Source organism: Fervidicoccus sp. (assembly GCF_049967375.1).
Lineage (GTDB): Archaea > Thermoproteota > Thermoprotei_A > Sulfolobales > Fervidicoccaceae > Fervidicoccus > Fervidicoccus fontis.
On sequence record NZ_JBMFSV010000001.1, the window covers coordinates 47,178 to 69,436 of the forward strand.

Sequence of the window (22,259 nt, forward strand, 5' to 3'; positions counted from 1 at the left end):
CGTATATAAACAAATTTAAAATCTATTCAATAAAATGTATGCTATCCATCAGGTTCTCTTCGTATGTTTGTGTTGAGAGATCAATTACTGCATATGCGCCTGTCTTATTCTTGTACGGATAACCCTTCGTAGTAAAGAGAGTAAGTACACGTCCATCATGATTTATCTTATAGCCAAGCTCTGTATATTCATGCCCCCTTATAACCATTTTTATGCCAAAGTTATCAGCAACCCAATTGGTCACTTGCTTTCCCCAAAGGTATCCTATTCCTCTATATGAAGGAAGTTTGTCTATGTTTTCCTCAATAGGATCGTTCCAAAGGATTTCTGTAATTACATTTATTTTCTCGCTTTCGTTCCTTCCAAGGAGGTACTCATAGATATTACTTACCTTTTGAAAAGTCGTTACTGGAAGCCCTCCATGAAGTGCTATTATGTTTTTATTTAATATAATTGCGGCATCTAAATAATCTACCAAGCTGACAAATGTATTATAAATTCTTATCCCTCTAGTGAAACCGTACCTGCTATAAAGTTCTGTAGGGAAATCATGAGGATATGGAGGCGCATGCTTTAAAAGCTCGTGATTCCCTCTTAGAACGAAAATCTCTTCAGGGTACATAGATTCTAATTCAAGAACTGAAAGGAGAGTTTCGGTTTGATATAGTCCTCTATCCACATAGTCTCCCAAAAAAATAATCTTTAAATCTCCTTTTTCTAAGCTGTTATAATCAATTTTTGACAGTATATTTTTTAAAGTCTCAAAATCGCCGTGGAGATCTCCTATAAAGAAGACTCTACCGCTATGAGTTACCTCTCTTACATAAAATTTATCGTTATTCCTGCTTCTTTCTTCAAGATAAATCCTAAATGAGTTCAGCTTCTCTTCAACCTTATAAGGATCATTTATGTAAGAGTTTATAATTGAAGCTACTGCTTCTGCGATCTCCACAGAAACTCACTGACATTATTTTAAAAACATTTGAAATATAAAGCATTTTCTCCGCATATACTAAAAGAGCAAAGAACAGCAATTTTCTAGATGAAAAAAATAAATTATAGTTGTGCATATAATATATATAAAAATAAATAGGTGAAGTTTGGTGGAAGTCTCATTAAAAACAGGACCGGTGAGAATGAGCGGATATGCTTTAAAGCTTAGGAGGGCCACTAATGCAGCTTTAAGGAAACTTTACCAGGAGAAGAAAATAGAGCCAAAAATCGCTAATCAGATGCTTACTGACCTCAACAAAAGCCTTTATGAGATACTGATAAATAAATACAATATTCCAAAAGATGCTGTTATAAATATAGAACTCGTTCTTGATATATCAGACAGCAACCTAAACCTCAAAGATATAAATATCTCCATTTATAATAAAGATGATATACTCAGCGGAAATGTAACTAAGGAGCTTAAGCAGTTATTGAAATTATAACCTCTATTTAAAATTTTTGCCATGTTGTTAGCTATAATTTTGCGAGAATAAGAATAGGTTATCGAGCAATCAAATACGAAAAAATATCGTAATACGCGGTTTTCTCATTAAAAAGGCACTTATAATATTATATAATAATTGGATCGGAGGAGCTTGCTATGAGCTTAAGTAGTGATTCAAATGAAATTAATGACTCTATATTCAAAGAGAGTTATATCCTTTACAAGCTTTCAGAACTTAGCAATATCGAGCTCTCAGCCATATTTGAGAAATCTCTTTCAAATGAATCTTTCGAGCTCAACTTAGGCATTGAGCCAGATGGATATGCTCAGATACTATTTAACGAGGTCTTAAGAAGGGCGGGGAGACTGCCTTATTCAAAAGAGTTAAATTTTTATATATACAATGATCTTTTAGAATTTACAGTAGAAGATATAATTCAATCGGTTGGGGAGGAAAAGCTAGAAAAATTAATCATGTTTATGCTTGATGAAAATGATAAAAAAGAAGAGATAGAAGCAATAATATTTGAAATGGTAAAAAATTTTTCGAATAATGATGAAGTAATTGAAAAATATCATGAAGTCAAGAATGCATTAATAAGGAAGTATGAGAAAGAGAAATCGGTGATAAAGAGCTTTATAGCACACATGATAAATAAAGCAATAAACAATTCCTTCCCGCCGGCAGTGATAACCCTATGAGACATGATAAAAATGAGAAAGCCATGGCAAGAAGAATTTACATATAGCGTAATAGACCTCTATCTATTCAACAAAGGCGATTTGAATTCAGTTTCTCAGATCCTTCCGATGGGTCTTAAGGCATTTGGAAGCGAGCTAACCGATTATATCATAAAGAATATTATTAAAGAAGCAAATGGAGATTTTTACTGCGGGATTTGCTCAAAGGGACCATTTTCTAAAAAGGGAATAAAGCTTCACTTACTGAGAGTTCACCAGAAGGACATATTGGAAATTATTGATGAGTTTGTCATGAGCAGAATAAGCGCGATCAAAAAAAGCAGGATTTAGCTATAGTGTCATTAAAGCTTAATGATCAGCTTTGCAATGTGATGACGATTAGCCCCGAGCACAAAGCAATAGAGTTCTCTGTGCGATCAAGAAGGATCCATTCACTTTCCAATCTTCTTCAAAAAAAGTGTTCATGAATAGATGCGGAAAACCTATGAATTGCTCTAAAAAACTTATTCCTGAATTGAGGAGAGTAGGTCAGTTAACTTCAAGTGCTGGCAATTATTAAATTCTTTCTTATTTTGTCGGTCTTTCTTTTTACGTACCCAATAAAGAATCTAAGCAAGAACTTTAAAGGATAATACGCTCTTGACTTCAGATAATAATGGTTCATGATTTCCTCGCTCCAATATATGGAATGATCCAATATCTTGAACATCAGCTCTATATGGGAGTCTTTCAGCATCTCTCTCTTGAACATTACTCCATGTTTTAAGTTACCCATAGGCACGAAGAGCATTGGGACTATAAGGCTTCTATATGGCCTGAGCTTTTCTATCAATTCAATTGTCTCCATTACATCCTTTTCCGTTTCTTCAGGAAGCCCAATTATAAGCGTTGCTGCAGGAATTATGTTGTTTTCATGCATAATTCTAAAAGCATCCTCTACTACTTCATGCCATTTTTCTGGTTTGTATGGAGCGGACTTAGCAGGCATGATCTTCTTCGCAAGTTCATATCCTCCAGTTTCAACACCTACTTCAACCCCTATATAATCCTGTTTTTCTCTGATCTTCTCCATAACTTTCGTTATGAGCTTATGCTCTTCTTCTGCATATTTTATTGCAGCTAAACTTGCATGGCTCCAAGCAAGGCTTTTCACGTGCTTGAGCACGGTATCATGAAGCTTGAGAACAGGATCAGGTCTGGGCTTAACTCCATCTGCGCCGTAAAGAAGGATATCCTCGCTGTGTATTAAACCTCTGGTTACACCATTCCTAACATTCACTAGAACTTCTTCTTCAATTTTTTCGAGAGGAATATATCTCAAAGGTCTGAGCGTTACGCTGCAGAATTTGCATCCTCTTGGACAACCCCTCATAATTTCAATAAGCCCATTAACGCTTGCTTTTTTTATCGTAGGAATTTCCTCAATGCTTGGAGAGTCATGTGAACCTACATAAATATAAAATGGTAGCTCCTCGTTGTTTAGTGCTTTCTCTATTATATTTGGAAGAATCCTCTCAGCTTCTCCATCGAAAATAGATGTGACTCCCCACTTTTTCCAAAGCTCTACCTCATAAAGCCACTGCCACGCAGCTGGTCCGCCTGCGATTATCTTCACGCCTCTCCTTCTCATCTTTTTAACAGCTGGACTCTCCATAAGCCTTCTAAAGCTTTTTCTATTTACAGGCTCCCTTCCTGTTATAAGCCACCATTCATTGCTTGGAGGTCCATATGCAAAAAAGTCATGATGTCCAACCAAAAGAAGCTTTGAAGTATCAGCATATCTGTTAAGATAGCTTGGATCTATAATTGATGCATTGTATCCTTTATCTAAGAGTACTGCCTCCACTTTTCTCAATCCATACGGAGCTTCATTCGGCTCTCCGTTAGCCTTTATTTTTGGCTTCGGTGAAGAAATCCAGGTCCATAAAAATTCTGGAAGCCCGATAGATGGACCAGTTGCAACGAAGCCTAAAAACTCCCTTCCATGATGATTAGACATCATAGTCCTATCAGTGGTAATAACAATATCCAAATTACTCACTTTCATTCACCCTTTTTAGAATTGTAAATTGTATTCCCTTTTTCTTTAGGGCAGAAATTGCGCTTTCAAATTGCTCATCTACAAGTGTAAAATCCGCCATGTCATCTAATGCCTCATCATCCAAGCTGGGGTCTACTTTCCTCACATATATATTTACTCCAAGGAAAAAGTTCATTTCTAAGAATTTTTTCACAGTTAAAACTGCTTTAGGCTCATAAAGAGGGGTAAAGATTATAAAATCTACGCTTTTTCCCTTATTTAGAGCCTCTCTGTATATGTCTGAAAAAGTACCAGAAAAATCTAGCATGCTGTTATCTTTCGTAAAAACGTTCACTCTGAGAGATGTTCCATTAGGCGTTTTTGCTCACCCTTCTAAGCATTAAATCTAAATCACTAAGGAAAGTTTGAGCCTTCTTTCTGTCCTTTTCATCAAAGTTGTTAATTATAGAAGATAAATTCTCCTGAAGGCTTTTTAAATGCATAACTACATGATTATATATCCCTTCTTTCTTAGCTACGAAATAGACCTTCTTTCTTTCTGGAATCCTCTCCACCAGATTGAAGGATTCCAAAAGCTTTAAAATGTTGGATACATGTCCTTTAGTATATCCGCTCTTTTCAACAAGCTCTTTAAAACTCATTGGCTTTCCGTTGTAGAAAAGTATGCTGAACAGAACACATGCGGAAAGTGGAAGTCCTGTAAGCAGAAGCAATTTTATTAGTCCTAGATTTGTCATCTTAGATTTCCTTGTTTGTTTTTTATTAAACTTTTCAAACTTTAAAAACTTATACTTATTTTACTGATTTAAATATTTTTCTTATTTTTGAAAAGATCAGACCTCACACGGCAAATCATCGCATGAATGCTCATATTCAGGTCGCTCATCATTTCTAGAAAGTTTAGTAATCAATGCTTTTTATGCATAAAGATATTAATTTTTTGAAGCTTTTTATAATTTGTTTGGTTAAAAACAAAGACAAGGGCATTAGATGTTCCTCGTTTATCGAGAGTTTTATTCTTTGAAAACTAGAAAAAGCTTATCACTCTTTATAAACAAATTTTTTATACTTTATTTTTGAGGGTGTTAAATTTGGATGGAATATCGCCAATCATTAAAAAACCATGCGTAGTAGTTTCAATATTCAGCGGGGGTCCTGACAGCTTTTGCTACACGCTTAAATGGATCAAGGAAGGGTGCGATCTTCATTTGCTCACATTTAACTACGGGCAGAAAGCATCAAGAGAGGTTGAAGTCTCTAAAAAGTTATATGAAAAACTGAAGGAATTTGCTGGAGAGAGTATAAGAATAGAGCATAAAATATTAGATATTTCCTTTATGAAGGATCTCTGGAACAAGACGCAGCTTATCGATAAGAGCAAGGAGCTCAGCAGTGAGTATGAGACCAGCATCGTCGTTCCAATAAGGAATGTAGTAATGCTTTCTATAGCCTCTGCTTACGCATATTCCCTCATTTCTGAAGACGAATCACTTAATGCATACGTAATTTATGGGGCTCATTCCGATGACGCTTCAATTAGCGAAAAAGCCGGTGGTCCAAAATATCCCGACTGCTCTTCTGAGTGCATAGAAAGTCTTCAGGCTTCTTTTAGGATATGTCATTTTCCAAAAGATAGGAGGCTTGAGATCTGGAGCCCGATAAGAGAGGGCATGAGCAAAGCTGAGAATATAAGAAAATGCTATGAAATTGCTGAAAACATTATCTACGAAACTTGGAGCTGCTATAGAGATGGTGACTTTCATTGTGGTAAGTGCGAAAGCTGCATAAACAGGCACAAGGCCTTCTTAAAAGCGAATATCCCTGACTGCACGATATATGGTGAGCCACCGGGAAATCGGGAAGAATTCATAAAAGTAGAAAAAGGATATATACATAAATCATGTAAAAAATTTTATGAATTTTCAACAAATTATAATAAAGAATAAGCATGTATATTAAATACGGGGCTTAACATGAAGGTTAACATCGTGAGGTTTGCTGTATTTACTGCTTTAGTTTATGTCTTTACTGTAGTAGTTCAATTTGCACAACCTTTTACAGGTGGATATTTCAATTTGGGAGAAGCTGCTATTTACGTATGTGCGCTGATTTCCGATCCATTAACTACTGGACTTGCAGGGGGGATCGGCTCAGCACTTGCTGATGCGACCACAGGATACGGAATATTTGCTCCAGCGACCTTATTAATAAAATTTACAGAAGGATATGTTGCCTCTCTTCTGTTCAAAAAAATGGGAAGAAGCAATAGCAGTATCGCTAACTGGCTGGTGAGCTTAATTTACTTTGTTGCAATTTCTGCTATAGGAATAAAATTCTTCAGTGGAAACCTGACCCTTTCGCTTTCAAGCTATTCATTTTCATTTAATATTCCCTGGGAATTTTGGGTATTAGTTGGTGCTATTATTATGATAATTCCCTTCATAATTGAAAGAAGGACAAAAGCAGGCGCAAGATATGCTTCTCTTCTTCTGGCTGGAATGATCATGGTCACAGGATATTTTCTTTATGAATTTTTCATTAGTAACCCTCTGACTGGAAGGCCGAGCATCGCCGCTGTGTTTGAGGTACCGGTTAACTTCGGTCAGGCATTAGTGGGAGCGGCTGTAGCGATTCCAGTATATAGCTTTTTAAGGAAAGGAGGTTATATTGAAGATGAGGAGGACAAAAGCGAGGATAAGGATAAGAAATGAACATATCTCAGAAAGTTTTCGTTGATAATTTGAGCATCTCTTATAAGAATGATGAGCAAATAGTAAAAAATATCAATTTCTCTTTAAATGAGGGGGAGCTTCTTCTCTTAATAGGGAAAACTGGAACAGGAAAGACATCAATTTTAAACGTTCTTGCAGGAAATACTCCAAGACTGATAAAGGCTAAGGTCGAAGGGAATGTTAGGATAAACGGCATAGACCCAAGAGATTCGCCTAGCGAGGTGCTACTCAGAAACGTTGGTCTAGTCCCTCAAGAACCTTCTGATGGAGTAATAGGAGATACTGTAGAAGATGAGGTACTCTTAAGCTTGATGTTTAGGAATGATGATGCGGATGTTGAAGGGTGGCTGAGGCTTTTTAATCTTGAAAGGCTTTACGAGAGGACTACATTCACCTTAAGTGCAGGTGAAACTCAAAAGCTTGCTATACTCTCAAGGGTTCTTTTAAATGCGCATGTTCTCCTCTTCGATGAGCCCACAACGTATTTAGATGAGGAATCCAGAGAGGGTTTTAAAGAAGTGGTCTTCTCTCTTCTGAAAGCCGGAAAGACGGTTATAATCACTGGACACGGTGCTACCTTTTGGGATAATATACCTAAAAAGATAGTAGAACTCCCGAGAAAAGCGGAAGAAGTAAACGTCGAGGAGTTTTCAAGAATTGAAGTTGATCGATTAAATAAAATGACTTATGTGAAGGTAAAAGGTCTTGAGTATCAATATTACCCTTCAAAAGTTCCGATATTTAAAAACATCAACCTAAGCTTTGATGGTCCGGGAATTATCCTCTTGAAAGGACCTAATGGCTCTGGAAAAACAACATTTCTCAAGCTCCTTTCGGGAATTGTTAGGCCAAAAAGGGGAAAAATAGAAATGTCTCACAGTGCTTTATTTATTCCTGACAACCCGCTTCTATACTTTAGCAAACCAACTCCAAAGGAGGAGCTAGAGTTGTTCGCAGGAAATTTAAAAAAAGAGGAAAAAGAAAGGCTTCTGAAAATTAAGATTTTTGCAAAAAAGATGAAGGAGCTGAGTAGTGGGGAGAGGAGGCTGATCTCGTTGATTTCTGCATCTCTTTCCCACTATCCGATAATTCTCATGGATGAACCAACTGTAGGTCTAGATCCGGAGTATAAAAGCACTGTTTTAGATATATTTAAAAAGCTTTCAGATTCTGGCAGACTTCTTATTATTTCATCTCACGATAGAGAGGTTGAAAAAGTAGCTACGGAAGTTGTTGAAGTGAATAAGCTGAGTGAGAACTAATGCTTAGAGAGATCATCTCTTTCCTTGCGAACACAATAATTAATTCGATATTTATCAACCCCTCCGTTCCTCACAGAAGGGCACATATATTTTCAAAGCTTCTTTTTGTAATTTCTATTGCAGTACCATTTTACGAGAGACCTATACTTGGTTTTTTCTTCATAGCTGAAATCTTCCTTATTTATCTCCTTTCTGCAAAAAGTTTTTTGGAGCCTACATCTATGATCATCATTTCTTCGATTCCCGCTTTTTGGATGGCAATTTCAGGAATGATAGTTTTTGCTCTTTCCGGAACAATATCAATTTCCTGGTTCGCGGAAATACTATACAAAACTCTGTTCTACTCTCTAATCGCTATGCTAACCGTTAGCCTTATAACTCCAAGCGACATATCCTCGATTCTTAGATTTTTTACAAAAAAGATAGCATACCCTTATCTTCTCTGGTCACTAATTCCTTATCAGCTCAAGGACGCAGTCATTTCACTCAAGGTGCAAGAATTGAAGAAAAGCCCCGTGAGTAGCAGTGTTTTCGTTGTATTTTCCGAACAGCTTGAAAGGTCTGACCAGATCACAATTGCAAATATACACAGGCTTGAATCGAACATTAAAAGGTTCATTTATAAGAGGGGGAGTAAGAAATTTACCTTATTTTTCTTCATTCTTTTCGTAATCAACTTCGCTTTGATGCTTATCTTTCAATATATCAATCTTTAAAGTTTCGTTTTAATGAACGTTCAATAAATATTATAAAAATTCCATCACAACAATTATATTTGAGATTATCGGTAATGCCTATGCCAAAATACACTTTTGGTCCAATAATTTCTAGAAGGCTAGGATTAAGCTTAGGAGTGAACAACATACCATACAAAACTTGCTCATATTCATGTATATACTGCCAGCTTGGAAGGACGGAGAATTTTTCAATTGAACGGAGAGAATTCTATAATTGGAAAGAGATTGTAAACGATGTCGAAAGGACTGTGAATGAGCTGAATGGAAAAGTCGACTATATTACGTTTGTCCCGGACGGCGAGCCGCTGTTGGATAAAAATATAGGGATTGAAATAAGTGAGATCAAGAAAAGAGTTTCTCCAAAAGTTGCAGTTATTACCAATTCATCTCTTCTATACCTTGAAGGAGCGAGAAGCGATCTCTCGGAATCTGACCTCGCATCTGTGAAGGTTGATGCAACTAGAGAAGATGTTTGGAGGAGAATAAATAGACCTCACCCTAAGCTATCTTTATCTAGCATTTTGGATGGAATAAAGGAATTTTCTAAGACCTATAGAGGGAAGCTAATAACTGAAACCATGCTTGTTGATGGAGTGAATTCGGAGACTAAAAGCATTGAGGAGGTTGCCTCATTTATAAATTCAATAAATCCGGCTAAAGCATATATATCAATTCCAGTAAGACCTCCTGCGGAGCAGTTCGTAAAATCTCCGAGTCCAGATAAGCTCGTTGAGGCACATGAAATATTTAAGAGAATCTTAGGAGAAGAAAAAGTGGAACTTCTCAACCTTCCTGAGCCTCCGCCTCCTTCTGCGCACGGTAGTTCGGAGGACTGGATCCTCTCTGTAACTTCGGTGCATCCCCAAAAGCTTGAGTACGCATTAAATGCACTTAGTGGAATAACAAACGATCCGGAAGGAGTTATAGCAAGGCTCGAAGCTGAAGGAATGATAAAAACTGTTGAATATGCGGGATCGAAATTTATAGTTAGGTGGTTCGAAAACAGAAAGAAATGATCAGAACTGTAAAAGTAGTTCAGTATATTTTTTAATTTTATCTTCTCCAAATTGAGCGAGCCAAGCCGTCCACGTCAATTCTATGGGTCTATATCCGTAAGAAATAGCGATTCTTTCAGCTTCCCTGACAAATTCTATATCTCTTTTTGTATTTATTTCAGCAATTTCTCCTGATTTATACAGGGTTTCATTTAGAAATCTTTTGACAACTCTATCTGGCACGATAGTATCTACCCCTCCCATCATCCTTAAATATTGAAAGGTGACGATTCCCATTCCTTTCATTCTTCCTATTAGATCCTCCCTCCACTTTTCCAATACAGCACTCTTTGCCCAAAGTCTGAGAGCTTCTCTGTCTTCCCTATTTATGGATGATAGATAAAATGCTATTTCCTTTGCGACATTCCAGGACCTCTCGTTCTTCCACACTGCTCGAAGATTATCGATATCTGCGCCAGCTAGGTCTCTCAAGCCTTTTATCTTCCCAGCATCGACAAATTTTTCTTTGAACTCCAGTGCTCTCGGGAGAATTGAGTTGAAGTAGTTTAAGCCTGTAGAGGTGAAGGAAGCATCAATGACCATCATTAGCGCGCTTCCTCCCCACCTATCACTCTTCAGCACCTTATCGCAGTATTCTCTAATTCCAGGAATTTTATTTAAGTACGAATTTAAAATTTCTTTAAGCGAAGCCAAGCTCTTCGCCTTTTAGATTTTTTAAGAATTTACGGTTATTTGAACGGGATAGAAAACGCATGCCCCCTGATTATTAGGCATCGTGCAGTATTCTAATTGTAAGTAAAGCGTAGCTTGCTGAGAGCTCTGAGTAAAGAAGCCTGAAAAGGTAGCATTAACATATCCATTTGGTGGAATAGAAACCCATCCTGTGGAGTTGCTTAAAATTGCCCCATTGGAAATTTGAATATAATTGGAAGAAGTATATGTCGAGTTGTAAAGTGCGATATTTGCATTAAGGCTTCCCATATTTCCGGTCATATTATTGAGGAAAAGAATAACATAACATGAAGAGCTATCTGTATTGATAATAGAAAGAAGAATAAATCCCGTGATGTTATATGTATTTCCCGAAATAGCCGCACTGACATTAATAGAAGTTTTATTTGCCCCAAATGAAAATGAAAGAACCCCGCTTGTCAATGTATAATTATCTCCTCCCAAGATGCTATCTGTGCTTGGAACTGTATAATTTAGTGTATATTTTCCAGCATTGCTTCCTATGATTATTGAACCTCCAGAACCCGTTCCGACTACAATATCGCTCAAAATATAAAGCTGCACATTATTTCCTGTTGAAATAGTTGAATTGATTAGATTTCCTAAATTATCCCAAACTTCTATTTTATAACCTTGAGGAACGTTAAGAAAGTTTACATATCTAGGATCAGTAGTAGATGTTATGAAATCATCAAAATATACACCACTACCACTTAAATTATTAGTAACATCATCAATTTCTAACCCAACATATGAAGGTTGAAATAAATAACGCCCTTTTATTGTGGCTGATGTACTTGCAACAAGAGCTCCAGATGTATCATATACGTATGCAGATATGCTTATGCTAGATGATGCATATACATAATTAACAACTAATATATACCAATTATTTACATTATAATTTGATATGCTAAAGTAATTGAATTGATTCCATCCCCATTTATCTGAATAGCCCCATATGTATAATTTACCATTATATATTGAAATTTCGTAAAGTTGAGGTTTATTGCTATCAATTAATGCTATCCCTTTATAAACATCAGGATTAGTTGTTGCTAGCTTAACTTTAACGGAAACCCAAAGCGAATTATAATTGCTTATGCTCGTTTGCCAATAATATTGAGATGCATGACCAATCCCTCCGCCATTATCCTTTCCATATAGAGCATTTCCCTTATAACCCTCATTTGGAGAAATACTCCAGTTTCCTCCGATGTTACTCCATCCAGAAGGCATCTGCTCAAAATCTGTGTAACAAATAGCACTTCGAGAGGTTCTCTGAAGGCTCATTGGATAGGAAGGAGGCGGAGCTTGGAACTTAATTGAAGGATTCGTTGGTTTTACATTGATTTGAATCGGATCATATACAAATACGCTTGCTATTGCTATTAATCCCACTAGAGGAACTATCAAGATCGCGAGTGTTTTAAACTTATTCATTTTCTTCACAATTTTCTTCCATAATATTTCTACGATCATCAAATTTTTGTCTTGTCTACTTAAAAAATTTTTATGTTGAAAGGTTCGCTTTTTTGAAAATGAACCAACCAGCAACAAATGGAACTGCTATCCACAGAATTCCTGAAGCTATTACAAGAGCTGGATTGATGACTGAAGAAGCAACGCTCGGGGCTAAGCTCAGAGATCTGCTCACGAAATACGAAGCGAATTCCGTCAAACCGAGTGGGCTGAAGTAGTCTAGCTCGTACCTGAGCTTCTGCAACATATCGAATAGATTGCCGCTTGTTCCGTATAATTCAAAGGCAACTACAGAGGCGATTATGCTGAGGATTATCGTGAAGAATATATACAGGAATACTGAAAGCGCTAGGTATCTTCCTGAGCTTGCGACAGTCGATATAAAATAGCACAAGCTATAGAAGGCGACTAGAGCGCCAGTGACTCCTAAAAATAGGAGAACCATTTGGCCTGCTCTCAATGTGTATCCTATCAGAGCAATGCTCCCTAGGACGAAGGAAGTAAAGAACACCGCCGTAGAGGTAATAGTTGTTAGAACTCCAGCCGCATACCTCGTGTAGTATATATCCCACCTCGTTACAGGTCTGGCTAAAAGGAACTCTAATGCACCCATTCCTCTAGGCTTTGCAATGAGCGCATATACTATATAGAGCACAATGATTGGAAAGAACTCTGCAAAGAGCGAAATTCCTGAGGCCCCTAAGGCCAAGCTTGTTACAGTCCTCTGCACGCTACCGGGCGTGTATTGCTCTACAGGAATTGTTGAATAATATTCATTCCCTTGAGGGTCTTTCATTACAAGAAGAGCAAGTGACTGGTTCGAAAGATTTTCACTCAGCGAAAAGATATTCGCGCCTGGAGAGACATTTCCTATATATTTCGCACTGCTTAAGTTGATTTGGCTTAATGAAGATAAGATTGTCGAGTTCACAAGCTCATAATAAAGCGAATACCCTCCACTAGGTAGATCTAGAATTAGGAAAGCTTTGCTCAGATTCTCATTGCTGTAAACGCTTCCGGATCCGTAGATTTTCTCCGTATTGTTTATTCCTGAAAAAGTCAAACATGAAGTGCACCAATACAGATTTCCTCCTCTTTCGTTAAATATAGATAAATACATCAAAGACCCTATGTTTGTCGAAAGGTCTATTTCAAGCACAGGAGTCAAGCCGGATGTATTCAGCATGGAAATATCTTGAGTGCCGAGAGAAATACTGTAATTTCCGTAGCCGCTTATTGGAAAAGTCTCACTCTTCACCAGAATTGAGGAATAAGGAGTTCTAGGCGAATTAGCCTGTTGCGTGAGGTTTACAAGAGAAAGCGTTACATTAACTGTTCCCCTAGCTGGATTCAGATCTGCATCGTAAGCATAAAGCTGAACGTTAAGCACACTGCTGTTGATATTAAGGCTGCCATAGCCGTCAAAAGAAACTGTGCCTGAGCTCATGCTTAAAGTTGCAGATAGCATATAGGATAGACCTATTCCTGCAAGTATAAAGACGATCAAAGCTATAAGTGTTGCAGGTCTGAGAAATGACCTTTTGAAGTCGTAAAGTAGAGCTCCCATTGTTATTCACCTCTGCTTTTCAAAAGCGAGAAGAAGAAGTCCTCAAGGCTCCTCTCCTCATACTTTATTTCGAGAACGTTGAGACCCTTTTCTACTAAAACCTTTACAACCTCTCCTGAGCTCACGGATGGAGAAGAAATGACAACGTACTCTCCTTGCTTTGATACTTTTCCGTATTTTTCAAGTAAGTTCACAGTATTGTCATCAATTTTATCCAGCTTAATTACAATTGATGGCTTAACTGTGTTTATTATTTCATCAACTTTGTAGGATCCTATAACCTTGCCTTTATGTATGAAAACTACCCTGTCAGCTATATTCTGAACCTCTCCAAGTATGTGCGATGAAAATAATATTGCCTTCTTCCTCTTTTTGAAATCCACCGCCATATCTCTAAAAAAAGCAATTCCTTGCGGGTCAAGCCCATTTAGAACCTCATCAAAAATGAAATTGGGAGGATCGTTTATCATGGAGACTGCAAGTGCAAATCTCTTCTTCATTCCCTGAGAGAAAGCTGAAAGCTTCATGTTAAGAGCATTTTCTAGTCCAAATCTCTCCAGCATTTCCTTTCCCATTTTCTTTGCCTCACTTGAAGATAGACCATAGTAACCTGCCAAGTACACGAAATAATCTAAAGCTTTAAAGTCTGTTTCGAAAATGGGCAACTCTGGAACCCAACCGATCTTCTCAGAAGCCTTCCTCTTATCTCTCGTAATTGAGAACCCATCGATTGATACGTCTCCTGAATCAGGGGGGAGAACGCCGACGGCTACCCTGATAGTTGTCGTCTTTCCTGCACCGTTTAATCCGACATACCCTACTATCTCTCCATTACTTACATTGAAAGAGACGTTCTCTATAGCTTTCACATTTCCAAAATATTTGCTTATGTTGTTTATTTCTATCAAAATTCGACACCAGAAAATTGTCCTGAGTCTATTTTGCGTAATTCTCTTAATATTTTTAATTAATATTAATAAATTATCAAACTATAGAAAGTAGCAATGGCAGAAGCAAAGGTTATGCGTAGCAAGAGCGTTAGTAGTTGAGCCAGAAGTTCTGCTCATGGACGAACCAACTTCTTCTTTAGATACTATTTCTGCTGATAAAAAAGCTGATTAAAAAACCTCAGAATCATTTTGCTATAATCATTGTAACTCACAGTATATACAAGCACTGAGATTATCTGAATATACTTCATTTTTATATTTGGAAGAGTTAGCCAAATATGGTCATACAGAGCAGATCTTTGACAAGCCTAAAAGCGAGTTGACAAAAAGATACATAAGAGGAGAGTTTGGTAAAAAATCATCATTATTTTTAAATAATAAAATTCGATTTCAATTTCACAAAATTATTTTTCAGAGAACATCCCGCCTCCTCCAGGAGTCTCAATAATTACTTCATCTCCCTCTCCAAGCATCTCCTTAAATTTGCTCCCCTTCTCCTCTATCTTTCCGCTTTTTCTCACTACTTGAACTCTTGCAGGCTTTCCTGAACCTCCTCCCCATAGTCCATATGGTCCTCTCTTAAACCTATCTCCTATTATCGCTAAATAAGCAGGCTCCAAAACTCTAAAAGCCCTAATTATTCCGTCTCCACCTCTATATTTCCCCTTTCCTCCGCTTCCCTCTCTGATTCTATATTCAGTAAAAATTATTGGGTAGCTCCTTTCAGCTATCTCTATCGGCGTATTCATAGTATTTGTCATGTTAACATGAACTCCGCTTACCCCGTCCTTCCCCGGCCTTGCGCCCGTACCGCCACCTATAGTCTCATAATAGGCCCAACTTCTCCCTCCTTCAATATATCCTCCAAGCATAACATTCATCATAGTTCCTGAGCCTGCTGCTGGAATCTTTTCAGGGAGAATATATGAAAGCGCTTTGAAAACCGTATCTACAATCCTTTGGCTAGTTTCCAAGTTACCCCCAGAAACTGGAGCGGGTTTTCTAGGGTTGAGTACGCTTCCCTCTTCAGCCCTCACATTTACTATAGAGTAAAAACCCTCATTTGTAGGGACATCCTCTTCAAGGAGAGCTCTAACTGAATAGCTTGAAGCAGCAAATGTTACTCCAAATACGGCATTCAGAGGTGCAGCAACTTGCTTAGAGGAGCCTGAGAAATCTATATCAACCCCTCTGCTGCTTATTGAAACATTTGCTCTTATCGCAATATCTCTATCATCGAGTTCAACACAATCCTCAGCGCTCGCCTCTCCCTTCTTCCAGCTATCTATTTGCTTTAGAGAAAGGATCCTTGAATACTCAATAGACTTTTCCCATGAATTCTGAACGTTTTCTACTCCATATTTTTCGATCATCTCCTTTACTCTTACAGTTCCAACTAAATCTGCCGCAATTTGTGCGTGAAGATCCGCTATTACACTCTGAGGAGTTCTAACGTTTTCCGCTATAAATCTTAAAGCTTCTCCATCAATCTTTCCCTTCTTCACTAACTTTATTGGAGGTATTATTAGGCCTTCTTCATATATGCTCTTGGCATCAGGATTTATGCTTCCTGGGACAGGTCCGCCTATATCTACGTGATGAGCCTTATTTACCACATAACCAATGAGCCTTCCGTGATGAAAAACAGGAGCGAGTAGCATTATATCGTTGAGGTGGGTCCCAGAAATATAAGGATCGTTTACTGCGATTATATCACCTTCTTCAATCGCTATGCCATTCTGTTGGATAAAAAATAGAAGTTTTTCAAGTCCAACCCTAAACGAACCTAAGTGAACTGGAATATGCTCGGCCTGAGCAACGATCTTCCCATCTTCATTCGCTACAGCGCAGCTATGATCCATCCTCTCCCTTATGTTAGGGGAAAAAGCCGATCTCTTAAGAGAAATGCCCATTTCTTCTGCAATATACGAAGTAGTTTTATATATAAGCTCCCAGGCTACCATAGCTACATCCTCTCCAATATGAGCTCTGAAAAAGCGCCAACAGATACCCTCCACCCTGAAGGTACAAATGTCGTCGTATCATATTCATCTATTAGCAATGGCCCTTCAGCTTTAAAGCCTTCATCCAATGAATACCTGCAATATATTGGGGTTTCGATCCATTCCCCATTCATGTAAACTTTTCTGTATCCTTTTGCCCTTCCAGACGCTCTAATCTTAGGGGCTGAGAACAAAGGTTTCTCCCTCTTTGAAACTGCAAAGACTCTTGCCAGTACAACCTCTATATCGCTTTCAAGCATAAATCCATAAGTTGAGAAGTGCTTTTTATTAAAGGTCTTTTTTATCTCCTTAATATCTGCGGGACTTCCAACTGGAACGGTGAGCTCCCATCCCTGTCCTACATATCTCACATCGGCATACCTAATAAAGTAATCGACTCTTCCAACCTTCTTTAAAAGCTTTTCCTCCATATTTCTATAGGCCATTTCAATGTCTTTTGGAAATGCTGTCCTATCCTCAAATCTCCAATCTGCCATTAGAAGTCCTAAAGCACTGAAGACTCCAGGATGCGGAGGTATAACGATTTTCTTTATTCCTATCTCGTTGGCAAGCTCAGCTGCAAACTGGGGACCTGCACCGCCGAAGGCAAATAAAACGAATTCTTCTGGATCTATCCCCCTCTCAACAGTTACGAGCCTTATAGCTCTGGCCATTTCAAGGTCTGCAAGCTTTATTGATCTGTTAGCTATCTCTACAGGTTCTCCTAAAGATGAGAGAGCCTTGATAGCCAGATCTTTCCGGATCTTCATTTTGCCACCCAAGAGGCTTTCCCCTATCCTTCCAAGAACAAGATTTGCATCTGTGAGAGTTGGATACTTGCCACCCCTATCATAGCAGGCAGGACCAGGGTCAGCACCTGCGCTCTTTGGTCCAATTCTAAGCGCTCCTGCATCATCCCTCCATATTATTGTTCCTCCGCCCGCTGAAACTTCAGCTAAGTCTATAAATGGAAATCGAACCGAGTACCCTGAGCCCTTAATCATTCTTCCATGGTTGCTCTCTCCTCCCACCTCATATTCGCTTGTTATTTCGAACTCGTAATTAACTATAGTCCCTGCCTTAGCAGTAGTACCCCCCATGTCAAAGCTTATAGCCTTATTGATACCCATCATCCTGCAAAGCTCTGCTGTAGCAACGACCCCAGCAGCAGGTCCGCTCTCGACAAGCTGGACAGGCCTCTTACTGGCCTCCTCTGCATCTACAATACCTCCTGAGCTAGACATAACCAAAAGCTCCTTTACGTTAAGCTCTTTCAGCCTCTTATTGAGCCTTTCAATATACTTAGAAATTATTGGCATTAGAGCAGCATTCACCAAAGCGGAAGAAGTCCTTTCATACTCTCTGGGCTCGGGTGATACGAGATAAGATGGGGAGACATATTCTACATATTTGCTTAAGATCCTTTCAGCCGTCTTCTCGTGTGATGGATTTATGTAAGAATGGAGGAAAGAAATTGCCACTGAAGAGACACCCGCCTCCTTCAATTTTGATCCTATCTCTTCGATTTGCTCCTCCCTAATTTTCTCGAGCACCCTGCCGAATGCATCTATCCTCTCATTTGCCTCAAATATAAAATCTCTTTCAACAAGAGGCTTAGGCTTTTCGAAAAATATATCGTAGAGTTTTGGTCTGTTCTGCCTCCCTATCTCAATTACTCCCTTAAATCCCCTTGTAGTAACTAGAGAGAGTTTGGGAATCTCTATTCCAAACTGCCCTCTGATGGCATTTGTACCCAAAGTAGTAGCATGTATTACTGTTTCTCCACTGCCCAAAGCTCTTAATCCCTCTATAACAGCATCTTCTGGGCTTTTTGGAGTAGATAAAGATTTGAAGAAACCTATAGATCCGTCATCCTTTATATACACAAAATCCGTAAATGTTCCGCCAGTATCTATTCCGACGACTTTTGGCAAATGATCCCACCTAATGAAGCATAAATTAATCTTGAAAATTTTGCTCTAAATAAATTAATTGTTAATATTTCAGGGGATTGCATCAGATTTGAGATAAAAAATCAGTGTATTGTTTTTTTTCATTCTTCAGCTAGTGATTTTACAATGAGTACTTTTAAAATATATATTGAAATGACATTTATCCAGAGCAAATTTCAAAAAATGGTTGAATTGCATGTAGAAATCAAGAGCAAAAAACCACTTTCATTCTGGTTTCATAAAAAGTTAAAAAACCTCAATTTTAAAGTTTGATATCAGTAATGGTACTCAATTGATATTGTGAGAGCTACACCATTGAATATCGAAGGGTTGTATATAGTTACATATACTTCTCCCGGAAGCACAGGCACAACAAAAGTTCCGCTAGAAGATTCCCTCTGAGGAGGGTACCTAGAAAAGTAGTTTCCGTCCGGGAACTGCTGGGAAAAGTTGCTTCCTACCCAAATATAAATGGCGCTCGTTGAACTATATGATATTTTCAAATAGCCAGCATATGGAAGTGTATAATTTAATGTAACGTAACTCATAGAAGGTATTGCAAGCGCTTTATTCGATTCAAGCGATTCGCTATAGTTCAAGTTTGCAATATTGGAAAGCACGCTCATCTTATAATAGCTCCAAGCGAATGCGCAGATGAACAGGAGCGCTATAACGAGGAGAATGGCATTTGTCACGTTAAAAGATCCTTTTCTCTCGCTTTTTCTTTCTTCACTTTGGGTTCCAGTAGATATTTTTCTCACCATCACATAACTTAACCTCTTCTCTATCTTATATTTTTCGAAATGCCGAGGGAAACGCATTTATCTGAAATCTTTTAATTTTATATTTATTGATCTAAAAGGGCGATTGAATTGGTGAGACCAAAGTTTTATGGAGTTATTACTCCATTTATAACTCCTTTTAAAGAGGATCTTTCCCTAGATTTGGATTCTGCTAGATGGCTCGCAAGGTATCAGGCAGAAGGAGGTGTTCACGGAATCTTTCCAAACAGCACTACTGGAGAATTTGTTCACCTTTCAAAAGATGAAGCTGTAAAATTGACAGGCACGGTACTAGAAGAGGTAGGCGGGAAGGTCTGGATAATTCCAGGCATAAGCGCAAATAGCACTGAAGATAGCATATCGCTCGGAAGGATTTTTAAGAATATGGGAGTTTCTGGAACGATCATCACTCCGCCATTTTTCTTTAAAGTTTCTGGAGAGAGGCTGAAGCTTCACTTCTCGATGGTAGCTGAAAGAGTAGACCTACCTATTATAATTTACAACATTCCTAGCGCAACTGGAATAAATATCCCAATATCGCTCTACAGGGAGCTTTCGGAGGAGTACAGCAATATAGTAGGGGCTAAGGTGACGTATGAGAACTTCACATACCTCAGGGGGCTGATCCAGGAAGTGAAGTCAGTGAGAGAAGATTTCTCAATTCTTGTAGGATTTGACGACATGCTTTTACCGAACTTAATGATGGGCGGGGATGGAGGAATAATGGCTTTAGCCAATGCGGCACCTAAGATTCATAGGAATGTGTACGACTTTTGGAGAGAGGGAAGTTTTGAAAAGGCATTGGAATGGTGGAAAAAGTTGCTTGAGCTCACTAAGGTCTACGACATTTCCACATCTTTTCCAACAGCTGTGAAAACGCTTCTAAGTGTAATGGGATCGCCAGTAAAGCCCTACGTTAGACCTCCTTTAACTCCTGAGAGAGATGAAGTTGTTCAAAAAGTAAGAAAAATAGCGGAGAGCTTGGGCTTGAAAATTTAATAATAAAAGTTTTTTAAAAAAATTATCCCCAGAGGTCTTTAGCTTGCTTTAAAAGCCCCAGCTCTTCAAGCTTTTCTTTCATAGGCTTTCCAGTAACAGGATCGATTTTTCTCATAGCATAATAATGCCTCAGCATTTCCTCAATATTCGGGACATTCCCCTGAGTCCCTCCTCTTTTTATGGACCTGAGGATTATTTTTGGAAGCTTTTCATCTTCTTTTCTCATTCCAAGTCTCAGGTTTATGCTTCTCTTTATATTGTAGATCCTCTCACCCAATACATTGAACTCTTTAGGCTCAACCTTCACTCCAGTTATTGCTGAATAGAATTTTGATATCGTTGTAAGAGAATTTGCGGAGAACTTGCATAGTATAAGCGAGTCGTAAACTTCTCTAACATTTTGGAACTTTATAAAAGACTCCACCTTCTCTGGATTGGAAGCAAACCTATCTGTCTGCCTGATTCCGAGCTCAGGTATCTCCTGTCCAATCTCAACAGTAAAGTAATCAGGTCTCATGTGACACGCTCCTCTAGTGCTTGTTGCGTATGTTAATGCTTGCATCGAAAAAGCCCTGGGATCATGCATAGGTATTTCAAGCCCCTTTACAACAGCTACTTCTCCATCTTCTATGCCCAGCTTACTTGCAGCAACTTTCGTTCCCTCTGCGAGAATCCCTCCAATGCTCTTTCTATTTGCTATCATGTGAACAAGCTCTATAGCTACATCCTTATCTCCCCATTTAGCTTCCAATCCTCCTAGCTTTTCCTTGGTGAGCTTCCCCTTTTCATATGCATTCATCGCAAAAGCTACGGATGCTCCTGCGGAAATTGTGTCCATCCCATAGGCATTGCAGAGGTAGTTTATATATATCAATGCATCTAAATCATCAATACCGCATAGAGGACCAAAAGCCGCAGCGGTCTCATACTCTAAAGTATCAGCCTTTTCTAAGCCATATTTACCGAACTCAATTTCCTTGCCGCACGCGATCGGGCATCCCGTGCATGCGATTGGCTTCACATAATATTTCTCTCTTAGGGCCTTCCCATTAAGTTTGTATGCTGGAAATATTGAATCCTGGTAGTATTTAGTAGGGACGTCTCCATAGGACATTCCGGCTGCGACATAATCTAAAGTACCGTAAAGGCGAGACATATGGGTTGTGGGGTTTGACTCAATTTCTGCTATTGCTTTAGGCAGGAGCTCAGAAAATGTCTTGGGATCCGCAATCGGCGGCTCCATGTTCCCGTATACTGCTACAGCCTTAAGATTCTTCGATCCCATAACTGCCCCCATTCCTGTCCTCCCAGCAGCTTTTCCCTCGTCATTGATTACTGCTGCAAATTTGACCATATTTTCCCCTGCAGGTCCTATAGATGCCACCTTAACATCCCTGCCGAGCTCATCCCTTATCGCTTCTTGAGTCTCATACGTAGTTAGTCCCCACAGGTCGGATGCGTCCTTTATTTCTGCCTCTCCGTTATGGACAAATAGGTATACAGGCTTGCTGGATCTTCCCACAAATAGTATTCCGTCGTAGCCGCTCAGCTTTAAGGATGCAGGAAAATGTCCCCCTGCAGTCGACTCTCCCCACAGCCCAGTAAGCGGGGATTTTGCACAGATAGCGTATCTGCTAGATGAGGGAACTTTACTTCCAGTAAATGGACCTGTTATAAAGAGGAGCGGCGAATCAGGAGAAAGCGGATCCAGATCTCTGGTAAGGATGTCATAAAGCAGTGCTGCTGCAAGCCCTGAGCCTCCTACAAAGCTCTTTGCCATTTCTTCGCTTAGTTCGAGCGTTTTAATTGTGCCTGTGCTCAGATCGACTTTAAGTATTTTTCCATGAAATCCTCCTATCAT

General features: G+C 38.8%; 21 protein-coding genes and 1 pseudogene. 10 read left to right on the plus strand and 12 right to left on the minus strand.

The window, feature by feature from the left end:
• Positions 1-22 precede the first annotated feature (22 nt).
• Positions 23-952 (minus strand): metallophosphoesterase family protein, encoded by a 930-nt coding sequence (locus ACP5SL_RS00240; protein ID WP_014557346.1) that lies wholly within the window; start codon positions 950-952, stop codon positions 23-25.
• 151 nt (positions 953-1,103) lie between these two features.
• Here ACP5SL_RS00240 and ACP5SL_RS00245 point away from each other — a divergent pair, with 151 nt between their 5' ends.
• From ACP5SL_RS00245 to ACP5SL_RS00255, 3 genes are all read left to right on the plus strand, one after another.
• On the plus strand, positions 1,104-1,439 hold the full coding sequence (locus ACP5SL_RS00245) for a DUF2258 domain-containing protein (RefSeq protein ID WP_193803479.1): 336 nt from the start codon (positions 1,104-1,106) through the stop codon (positions 1,437-1,439).
• Positions 1,440-1,597: 158 nt separating this feature from the next.
• Positions 1,598-2,143 carry a hypothetical protein gene (locus tag ACP5SL_RS00250; protein ID WP_014557348.1) on the plus strand — a complete coding sequence of 182 codons (546 nt, stop codon included), beginning with the start codon at positions 1,598-1,600 and terminating at the stop codon, positions 2,141-2,143.
• A 12-nt stretch (positions 2,144-2,155) separates the two neighbouring features.
• Complete coding sequence (locus tag ACP5SL_RS00255) at positions 2,156-2,473, plus strand: hypothetical protein (RefSeq protein WP_428227997.1); 318 nt, start codon at positions 2,156-2,158, stop codon at positions 2,471-2,473.
• 208 nt (positions 2,474-2,681) lie between these two features.
• Here the strand turns inward: ACP5SL_RS00255 and ACP5SL_RS00260 are convergent, their stop codons facing one another.
• The 3 genes from ACP5SL_RS00260 to ACP5SL_RS00270 are packed head-to-tail and all read right to left on the minus strand — an operon-like array spanning position 2,682 to position 4,921.
• A complete protein-coding gene (locus tag ACP5SL_RS00260) occupies positions 2,682-4,142 on the minus strand; it encodes a B12-binding domain-containing radical SAM protein (protein ID WP_428228019.1) in 1,461 nt (486 codons plus the stop codon).
• Positions 4,143-4,176: 34 nt separating this feature from the next.
• Complete coding sequence (locus ACP5SL_RS00265) at positions 4,177-4,518, minus strand: hypothetical protein (RefSeq protein WP_148683467.1); 342 nt, start codon at positions 4,516-4,518, stop codon at positions 4,177-4,179.
• 16 nt (positions 4,519-4,534) lie between these two features.
• Complete coding sequence (locus tag ACP5SL_RS00270) at positions 4,535-4,921, minus strand: hypothetical protein (protein ID WP_428227998.1); 387 nt, start codon at positions 4,919-4,921, stop codon at positions 4,535-4,537.
• Between the two features lie 345 nt (positions 4,922-5,266).
• Between ACP5SL_RS00270 and ACP5SL_RS00275 the strand changes: the two genes are divergently transcribed.
• The 5 genes from ACP5SL_RS00275 to ACP5SL_RS00295 all read left to right on the plus strand — a co-directional run bounded on the left by ACP5SL_RS00275 (position 5,267) and on the right by ACP5SL_RS00295 (position 9,931).
• The gene (locus tag ACP5SL_RS00275; RefSeq protein ID WP_193803537.1) at positions 5,267-6,130 is read left to right on the plus strand and encodes a 7-cyano-7-deazaguanine synthase; all 864 of its coding nucleotides are present in this window, start codon (positions 5,267-5,269) and stop codon (positions 6,128-6,130) included.
• A 27-nt stretch (positions 6,131-6,157) separates the two neighbouring features.
• Complete coding sequence (locus ACP5SL_RS00280; RefSeq protein ID WP_014557354.1) at positions 6,158-6,895, plus strand: ECF transporter S component; 738 nt, start codon at positions 6,158-6,160, stop codon at positions 6,893-6,895.
• Positions 6,892-8,178 carry an ATP-binding cassette domain-containing protein gene (locus ACP5SL_RS00285; RefSeq protein WP_428227999.1) on the plus strand — a complete coding sequence of 429 codons (1,287 nt, stop codon included), beginning with the start codon at positions 6,892-6,894 and terminating at the stop codon, positions 8,176-8,178. The genes ACP5SL_RS00280 and ACP5SL_RS00285 overlap by 4 nt, the downstream gene beginning before the upstream one ends.
• Positions 8,178-8,894: a hypothetical protein gene (locus ACP5SL_RS00290; RefSeq protein ID WP_193803481.1), complete on the plus strand. Its 717-nt coding sequence runs from the start codon at positions 8,178-8,180 to the stop codon at positions 8,892-8,894. Before ACP5SL_RS00285 ends, ACP5SL_RS00290 begins: the two co-directional genes overlap by 1 nt.
• Positions 8,895-8,974: 80 nt before the next feature.
• Entirely contained in the window at positions 8,975-9,931 is a 957-nt protein-coding gene (locus tag ACP5SL_RS00295) for a radical SAM protein (RefSeq protein WP_148683468.1), read from the plus strand.
• Here ACP5SL_RS00295 and ACP5SL_RS00300 read toward each other — a convergent pair whose 3' ends face one another.
• The 4 genes from ACP5SL_RS00300 to ACP5SL_RS00315 form a co-directional block, all read right to left on the minus strand.
• Entirely contained in the window at positions 9,932-10,624 is a 693-nt protein-coding gene (locus ACP5SL_RS00300; RefSeq protein ID WP_014557358.1) for a hypothetical protein, read from the minus strand.
• A 21-nt stretch (positions 10,625-10,645) separates the two neighbouring features.
• On the minus strand, positions 10,646-12,106 hold the full coding sequence (locus ACP5SL_RS00305; protein ID WP_428228000.1) for a hypothetical protein: 1,461 nt from the start codon (positions 12,104-12,106) through the stop codon (positions 10,646-10,648).
• A 70-nt stretch (positions 12,107-12,176) separates the two neighbouring features.
• Positions 12,177-13,712, minus strand: coding sequence for an ABC transporter permease subunit (locus ACP5SL_RS00310; protein ID WP_428228001.1), 1,536 nt, complete (start codon positions 13,710-13,712; stop codon positions 12,177-12,179).
• 2 nt (positions 13,713-13,714) lie between these two features.
• A complete protein-coding gene (locus ACP5SL_RS00315) occupies positions 13,715-14,620 on the minus strand; it encodes an ABC transporter ATP-binding protein (protein WP_014557361.1) in 906 nt (301 codons plus the stop codon).
• Between the two features lie 109 nt (positions 14,621-14,729).
• On the opposite strand from ACP5SL_RS00315, the pseudogene pstB reads away from it, so the two are divergent.
• Positions 14,730-14,834, plus strand: a pseudogene (gene pstB / locus ACP5SL_RS00320) (phosphate ABC transporter ATP-binding protein); the annotation flags it as partial.
• Positions 14,835-15,066: 232 nt separating this feature from the next.
• On the opposite strand, the gene ACP5SL_RS00325 reads toward pstB, so the two are convergent.
• The 3 genes from ACP5SL_RS00325 to ACP5SL_RS00335 all read right to left on the minus strand — a co-directional run bounded on the left by ACP5SL_RS00325 (position 15,067) and on the right by ACP5SL_RS00335 (position 19,381).
• Entirely contained in the window at positions 15,067-16,626 is a 1,560-nt protein-coding gene (locus ACP5SL_RS00325) for a hydantoinase B/oxoprolinase family protein (RefSeq protein WP_428228002.1), read from the minus strand.
• Positions 16,627-16,628: 2 nt separating this feature from the next.
• On the minus strand, positions 16,629-18,599 hold the full coding sequence (locus ACP5SL_RS00330) for a hydantoinase/oxoprolinase family protein (RefSeq protein ID WP_428228003.1): 1,971 nt from the start codon (positions 18,597-18,599) through the stop codon (positions 16,629-16,631).
• Between the two features lie 293 nt (positions 18,600-18,892).
• On the minus strand, positions 18,893-19,381 hold the full coding sequence (locus ACP5SL_RS00335) for a hypothetical protein (protein WP_428228004.1): 489 nt from the start codon (positions 19,379-19,381) through the stop codon (positions 18,893-18,895).
• A gap of 111 nt (positions 19,382-19,492) precedes the next feature.
• On the opposite strand from ACP5SL_RS00335, the gene ACP5SL_RS00340 reads away from it, so the two are divergent.
• Positions 19,493-20,398: a dihydrodipicolinate synthase family protein gene (locus tag ACP5SL_RS00340; RefSeq protein WP_428228020.1), complete on the plus strand. Its 906-nt coding sequence runs from the start codon at positions 19,493-19,495 to the stop codon at positions 20,396-20,398.
• A gap of 22 nt (positions 20,399-20,420) precedes the next feature.
• On the opposite strand, the gene ACP5SL_RS00345 is transcribed toward ACP5SL_RS00340, so the two are convergent.
• On the minus strand, positions 20,421-22,259 hold the full coding sequence (locus tag ACP5SL_RS00345) for an aldehyde ferredoxin oxidoreductase family protein (protein WP_193803486.1): 1,839 nt from the start codon (positions 22,257-22,259) through the stop codon (positions 20,421-20,423).